This is a genomic window from Streptomyces rapamycinicus NRRL 5491 (assembly GCF_024298965.1).
GTDB lineage: Bacteria > Actinomycetota > Actinomycetes > Streptomycetales > Streptomycetaceae > Streptomyces > Streptomyces rapamycinicus.
The window spans coordinates 9,509,953-9,516,041 of record NZ_CP085193.1 but is presented as its reverse complement, the minus strand read 5'-3'; the positions used below and the strand labels follow the sequence as shown (position 1 = coordinate 9,516,041).

The 6,089-nt window shown below is 71.7% G+C and carries 3 protein-coding genes and 2 pseudogenes; 2 read left to right on the top strand and 3 right to left on the bottom strand.

Going from position 1 to position 6,089, the window contains the following annotated elements:
- Positions 1-1,039: 1,039 nt before the first annotated feature.
- Positions 1,040-1,144, top strand: a pseudogene (locus LIV37_RS40145) (thioesterase); the annotation flags it as partial.
- Between the two features lie 541 nt (positions 1,145-1,685).
- Here LIV37_RS40145 and LIV37_RS40140 read toward each other — a convergent pair.
- Positions 1,686-2,195 (bottom strand): annotated as a pseudogene (locus tag LIV37_RS40140) (AfsR/SARP family transcriptional regulator); the annotation flags it as partial.
- Positions 2,196-2,627: 432 nt separating this feature from the next.
- Positions 2,628-3,083, bottom strand: coding sequence for a MarR family winged helix-turn-helix transcriptional regulator (locus LIV37_RS40135; protein WP_020872768.1), 456 nt, complete (start codon positions 3,081-3,083; stop codon positions 2,628-2,630).
- A gap of 116 nt (positions 3,084-3,199) precedes the next feature.
- On the opposite strand from LIV37_RS40135, the gene LIV37_RS40130 reads away from it, so the two are divergent.
- A complete protein-coding gene (locus LIV37_RS40130; protein WP_020872767.1) occupies positions 3,200-4,678 on the top strand; it encodes an FUSC family protein in 1,479 nt (492 codons plus the stop codon).
- Positions 4,679-4,705: 27 nt separating this feature from the next.
- On the opposite strand, the gene LIV37_RS40125 is transcribed toward LIV37_RS40130, so the two are convergent.
- Complete coding sequence (locus LIV37_RS40125) at positions 4,706-5,998, bottom strand: cytochrome P450 (RefSeq protein WP_020872766.1); 1,293 nt, start codon at positions 5,996-5,998, stop codon at positions 4,706-4,708.
- Positions 5,999-6,089: the final 91 nt, after the last annotated feature.

Sequence of the window (6,089 nt, the reverse complement as noted above, 5' to 3'; positions counted from 1 at the left end):
GTCCATCCGTCCCCCGCGAAGAAGGAAATGAGCCTTCTCAGAAGGCCGTGAGCCTGTTACGGCCGGTACCGTCCGCCGTGGCGGCGCCTCTTTTCCCGGGTCAGTGGTGTCATGCACGCTGACCACACCGCGCCCGGTCCCGGTACCGCGGTCCACTCGCACCGGTCAGCACGAGCCTTGGCGTCCGGGTCGACCGCGTGCCTGGTGCCGCCCCCCCGGGTGCTCGCTGACGGCGCGGCAGATCGGCGCATCGGGGATCGCACCGCGCACCGGTCGCCCCCGACCCGGCCGCGGCAATTCGCCCCCCGAGACACGCGGCAGGCTCACCGACCGATCTTCCAGTCCCTCATAGGTGAAAGCTCACCACGTGGGCGAACGGCCCGAAAATGACGCCGTTCCACCAGGCGCCCCATCGGGAGGCAACCAGGTCATCCCGGCAGGATGCCGAATCGGACAGCCGGCGCACGCCCAGGTGGGCGGACATGCGGATCGGGGCGGTCAGCGCCCGGGAAGTGCTGAGTTCCCGGTGGATGGAATCCCGCCATTCGGCGGTTCACGCGCCGCCCCGAGACGATCTCCCGGTTCGGCGGCGCCCAGGCCGCCGCGCCGCGTCGGGCTTCGTCCGCGAGCTCTGCGCACGCGCGGTCGCCGGAGGACGGGACCGGTGCGGCTCTCCACGTGTTATCGCGGCGGATCGCCCGTCAACAGCGGGGCCCGGCAGGGGTGCTGGGCGCCGTGCCGGTGTCCGCCGAGGCGCAAGCCGCAGCCGCTTCCGGCGCACGGCTGACCGTCGTTCCCTGACGGTCCGTGGGATCGAGCCGCCTACTCGCCCGGATCCGACGCGGGTGTGTCACCAAGCGCGGGTGTGTCACCGAGATCGACGGCCGGGCCCGGTCGCGGATTCGTTCCCGGTCCCCGGCACCACGACATCGAGGGCTACGGCATCCAGCGTTGGCGGTTGCGCATGAGGTGCGAGCGATGGGGGCACGTGGCATATGCCCTCACCCAACATCCTGCTATTACTAGCACTTGGAGTGGCATGTCCGTACTGTCCGTCGATGATGATCTGTGGTGCCGCCGCTACCGCCCGTCCCCCACGGCCACGGCCCGCCTGGTGTGCTTTCCGCACGCGGGCGGCTCGGCGCCGTGCCGTCGCCGGGGCGGTGGCTGTGGATCGCGTCGGTGGACACGACCGCGACCTTGACCACCGCCGGCGGGACCCCGCCGTCAGCGGCGTCGCGGACGGACCGGGCCCGCCCGAGCGCGGGACGGATCGCCAACGCGGCCTCGACGGCGCGATCGGGGGCGTGGTCGGCGTCGTCGAACAGGATCCAGCTCACGGACGCGATCCTGCTGATGACCACCCCGCCGTACAGGCTGACCTCGCGGTCCACCGTCGCTGCCACCGTGTCGAACGCGGACGCCGTCTCGGCGACGTCCGCCCCGGGCCTGACCTCGCCGACGACGGCCAGCACGGTGGCCAACCGCCCCTGGGGCAGCGGCACGTCGCACCCGTCCGTCGGGACGAGCTCCGGGCGGCGGGCTCGGCGGGCATATTCTCGGGCGGCGCGGCGGCCGGCGCCGCTCGGACGGCCAGGGGGTCCCACGATGCCGTTGTCGCCGAGCGCGGGCCTCTCACCGCCGTGCCAGTCCAGTCGCAGGTTCTGATTGAAAATCAGGTGTTGGAGCTCCTGGAGTTCCCGGCTCGGCTCCAGTCCGTGGGCCTCGATCAGCGACAGGCGGGCGCGGCGGTAGACGTCGAGCGCGTCCGACTGCCGGCCGCACCGGTACATCGCGAGCATCAGCTGTGCCACCAGGCGTTCGTGGGACAGTTCCCGTGCGGCGAACAGTTCGAGTTCCGCAATCACCTCGCGGTGCCGCCCGCAGGCGAGTTCGGCATCGAACAGTTCCTCGACGGCGACGACGTACGCGTTCTGGACCGCGGCGGCCTCGGGCCACGCGGTGCACGTCTCGGCCAGGTCGGCGAGGACCGGGCCGCGCCAGACGTCGAGCGCCTCGCGGAGCACTTTGCGCGCGGATTCCCAGTCGGCGTCGGCGGCGTGCGCACGGCCTCGTTCGGTGCGCTGCGTGAACACGTCCAAGTCGATGCTGCTGGGTTCGACGCGCAGCAGATACCCGGGTGCGTGGGTGAGAAGTACCGGCGGGTCGGCGCTTCCGCCGTCACAGGCCAGCATTCCGCACAGCGAGGAGGCCGCATTCCAGGAACCAATGGGCTACAGGGATTCATGGACCGTCGGGGCTCTTGCCGACGTCGCTGGCGGCACAAATGAACGTGTCTGGCACTGCGTCAGAAAACGATGGCGGCCCGGGAACAGATTGCGGAGGAGTCGCGCATTTCACCGGCCGCTCATACCGTCGGGAAGCTTGATGCAGTTCTCAGCCATCTCGGTTCCACGGCCTTTTCTCGAAGCTGCAGCTCCTTTTCGTGGAAGCGCGGCGCGCACCTGCCCGACCGGCTCCCGTCCGAGGACGTCGCGGCCGTACCGGACACTCGCATGGGTCGGACCTGTGCCGAGAGCATCATCCGCGGCTGCTCCGGCACCCATCCCGCCATCATCCCTGCCATCCCCGATCGCCACTTTTCGAGTTCCCCGGGGCCGAGCCCGTCAGGGGGAGCGCGTCCCCGCCCGCCCGTCCGTGGCGAGGGTGTCGGCCAGCTGGTTGAGCAGCTGGCCGGCCAGGTCGAGCAGCTGCTGCTCGACCGGGGTGAGCGCACCAAGGGCGCCGGCCAGCCATTCGGCCCGCTGCGCGAGATCGTCGGACAGCGCTTGGGCGCCGGCGTCGGCGATCGAGAGGATCGAGGCGCGCCGGTCGGTCTCCGAACGCCGCCTGCTGATCAGGCCGTCCGCCTCCAGCTCGCCGAAGGTCCGGGTCAGGGCCTGGAGTTGCTGGTGCTCGGCAAGGGCCACGGCGCTGGGGGTGCAGGGCCCGTTCCGACGCAGGTGGCCCAGCACCATGATCTTTTTCGCGGTCAGGGCACCGGGCGGGCGCTCGTGGCGCAGGCGGGAGCCCAGTCGGAGCAAGCCTTGGAGCAGGGCCTGGGCACAGTCGTCGGTATCCACCGGTTGATACTAAACCTTCATGTAGCATTAGCAGGTGAGATGCCCCGGAAATCTGCACAAAGTCGGCCATGCAGAGGGTGGGAATGCTAATCAAAAGCTATTACTCGGCGGTGGCAATGGTCGCCGTGCTGGGCTCCTTCTTCACGGCGGTGGAGGTCGCGCGCCTCGTCGCGGGGTACCCGGCGGCGGTGCTCGCGGTGCCGGCCGTGATTTTCGCATTCACGGTGTCGCGCCGCCCTGGCGGTGAGCCGGTCCCGGAGAAAGTCATGGCGGCTGCCACGCTCTCGGTCCTCGCGGGGGGAAGCGTCTGGCTCGGTTCGCAGATGGCCGGACACCCCGTGATCTGCGGGGCGGTGTTCGTGGTGCTGATGGCGGGTTCGATCTGGACCAGGCGGTTCGGAGCGGCGGTCACCCGGCTGGGGGCGCTGGTTCCGCTGGCCCTGATCGCCGCTCTGCTGCCCGCCGGATCCGGTACGGGGCGCATGGCGTGGTGGCCGCTCTGCGGATGGATGGCGCTGGTGGGGTTCAGTGCCTTCGTATGGGTCCGCGTCGTGCGCCGGGTCGCCGAGAAGCTGACCGGCCTTCCGGGTTCGCAGCCGGGGCAGGCCCCTGCCAAGCGGTCTGCGCAGCGCGCCGGACTGTCGTCCCGCACCCGGATGGCACTGCAGATGGCGGTGGCGCTGACCGCCGCGTTCTCACTCGGGCACCTCGTATTCGGCGAACACTGGCAGTGGTGCGTGATCAGCGCGATGGTCGTCAGCCTCGGCCCGGTCGGCCGCGGGGACCTGGCTCTCAAGGGCGTCGAGCGTGGACTGGGCGCGATGGCGGGCACACTCGTCGCGGCCCTGATCGCCGCGGTGGCCGAACCCCAGGGCACGACCAGCATCGTGCTGATCTTCGTGGTGCTGGCCCTGGCCTCGACCCTGCGCGCCTACAACTACGCCTTCTACGCCGCAGGCATCACGACGGCGTTGTCGCTGTTCTACGGGTACTTCGGCCAGTCCCCCCAGCACCTGCTGCTCATCCGCCTGCAGGCTCTGGTCCTGGGGGCTGTGCTGGCGGTGGTCGTGGGCTGGTTCCTCGTGCCGGTGCGGACGAGCGACGCGCTACGCCTCCGGCTGGGTGCGACCCTAGGCACCCTCGGCTCGGTGCTCGATGCTCGCAGCGACGGGGCCTCCGCCGCCAAGGCACTCGCCGCGTTCGACGCCGCAGCCACCAACCTGAACGCCAGCGCGCGTTCGCACCGGCTGTACCGGGCAGCCACCCGGAAGTTGGGCACGGGGCACGGGATCACGCCGGCCGACGCCGGCGAGGCGCTGCTCGCGACCCGCGGCCCGGTGCACGCCCTGGCCGCGAGCGAGCCCGGCCCGCGCGAAGCTGCCACCGCCGAGACCGTCAGGCTGCTGCGCCGCGCGGTGTCGGCCCCGGCGGATCCCCTGCCCGAGCTGCCGGAACCCGCTGCGGCGGCGCCGCTGGCCGACCTCGATGCCGCACTCCGGCGGTTCGCGGCCGCGATCCCGGCCCTCGCCAAGCGCCGGCCGCCCGAGCCGGCCAGCAGCGACGACGTCCTCCAGCCGCCCGTTTCCGCCGCCTGACCGACCCGCCGCCCGACTGAACCGCCGTCAGCCCGACGTGGTCAGCCGGAGGTGCTCAAGACCGCGCAGGACGGTGTGGGGCTTCCACACGGGCGGCTCGGTCATCCGGGACTCGGCGAGGATGGGCAGCAGGTGGCGCAGGGCGATGGCGGCCTCGGCGCGTCCCAGCGGAGCGCCCAGGCAGAAGTGGATCCCGTGGCCGAACGACAGGTGCCGGCGGGCTGGGCGGACGAAGTCGAAGTCCTCCGGGTCATCGCCGAGTGCCTCGTCGCGGTTGGCAGCGCCGAGGAGCATGAGGGCACGCGCGCCGGCCGGGACCGTGGTGTCGCCGACCGTGGTGTCCTCCAGCGCGGACCGGACCAGGAGCTGGATGGGCGGGTCGTAGCGCAGGGCCTCTTCGACGCACCTCTCGACCAGGTCCGGGCCGGCCCGCAGGGCGGCGAGCTGGGCGGGGTGGTTGAGCAGGGCGAGCACGGACCCGCCGATGAGGCTGCGGGTGGTCTCGTGGCCGGCGATGAGCAGCAGCCGGCAGGTGATAATGATCTCGTGCTCGGTCAGCGTGCCGTCCTCGTCGTGGACGTGGACGAGGGCGGAGACGAGGTCGTCGCCCGGTTCGCGGCGCCGCTTGGGAATCAGCGCCCCGAGGTAATCGTGGAAGCTGTCACGGGCCGCGCGCATCGTGACGCGGTTCTCGGGCGTGATGAGGAAGCCGGGGTCGATGCTCCGGGACAGCTGCTCGGACCAGGTAACCACCATGGGCCGGTCGGCCTCCGGGATGCCGAGCAGCTCGCTGATCACCCGGACCGGCAGCGGGAGCGCGACGTCGCGGATGACGTCGAAGCTCGGGCCGAGGTCGCCCACCAACTCGCCGGCGATCGCCTCGATGCGCGGCATCAGCGCCCGGACGCTCGCCGGGGTGAGGGCGCGGGACGCCAGGCGGCGCAGCCGGGTGTGGTCGGGCGGGTTCAGCCGGAGCATGTTGCTGGCGTTGTCCTGGGCGGTGGCCACGGCCGCGTCGGCGTCGGCGGCGCTGGCCGTCTCCGGGACGGCTCTGGCCGTGTCCGGGGCGGCGGGTGCCGGCTGGCCGGTGCCCCGCCACAGGCTGCGCAGCGGGCTGGCCTCGCGCGGCGCGTGGCCGAAGGCCGAGCTGCTGAGGACCGCCGCGCAGTCCTCGTAGCGGCTGAAGACGAACAGCTTCTCGTGCGGGCGGACGACCGGTTGCCGCGCACGCCACTTCGCGTATTCCGGGTACGGGTCACCGAGGCCGAAGAGAGCGGCGAGGGCCTGGAGCTCCTCCGGGCGGACCTCAAGGTCGGTCATCAGTGTGTTCCCGTCGGTTGTGCGGGCTCACGGGTGAGCCGGGTGGTCAGTTCAGTGAGGTGTCGATCAACGTGGCGGGCCGGGGCCCGGC

Excerpts from the sequence above, each read along its gene's own strand:
- LIV37_RS40125 (WP_020872766.1), bottom strand. The coding sequence starts at position 5,998 with ATGACCGACCTTGAGGTCCGCCCGGAGGAGCTCCAGGCCCTCGCCGCT.
- LIV37_RS40130 (WP_020872767.1), top strand. The coding sequence starts at position 3,200 with ATGGTCGCCGTGCTGGGCTCCTTCTTCACGGCGGTGGAGGTCGCGCGC.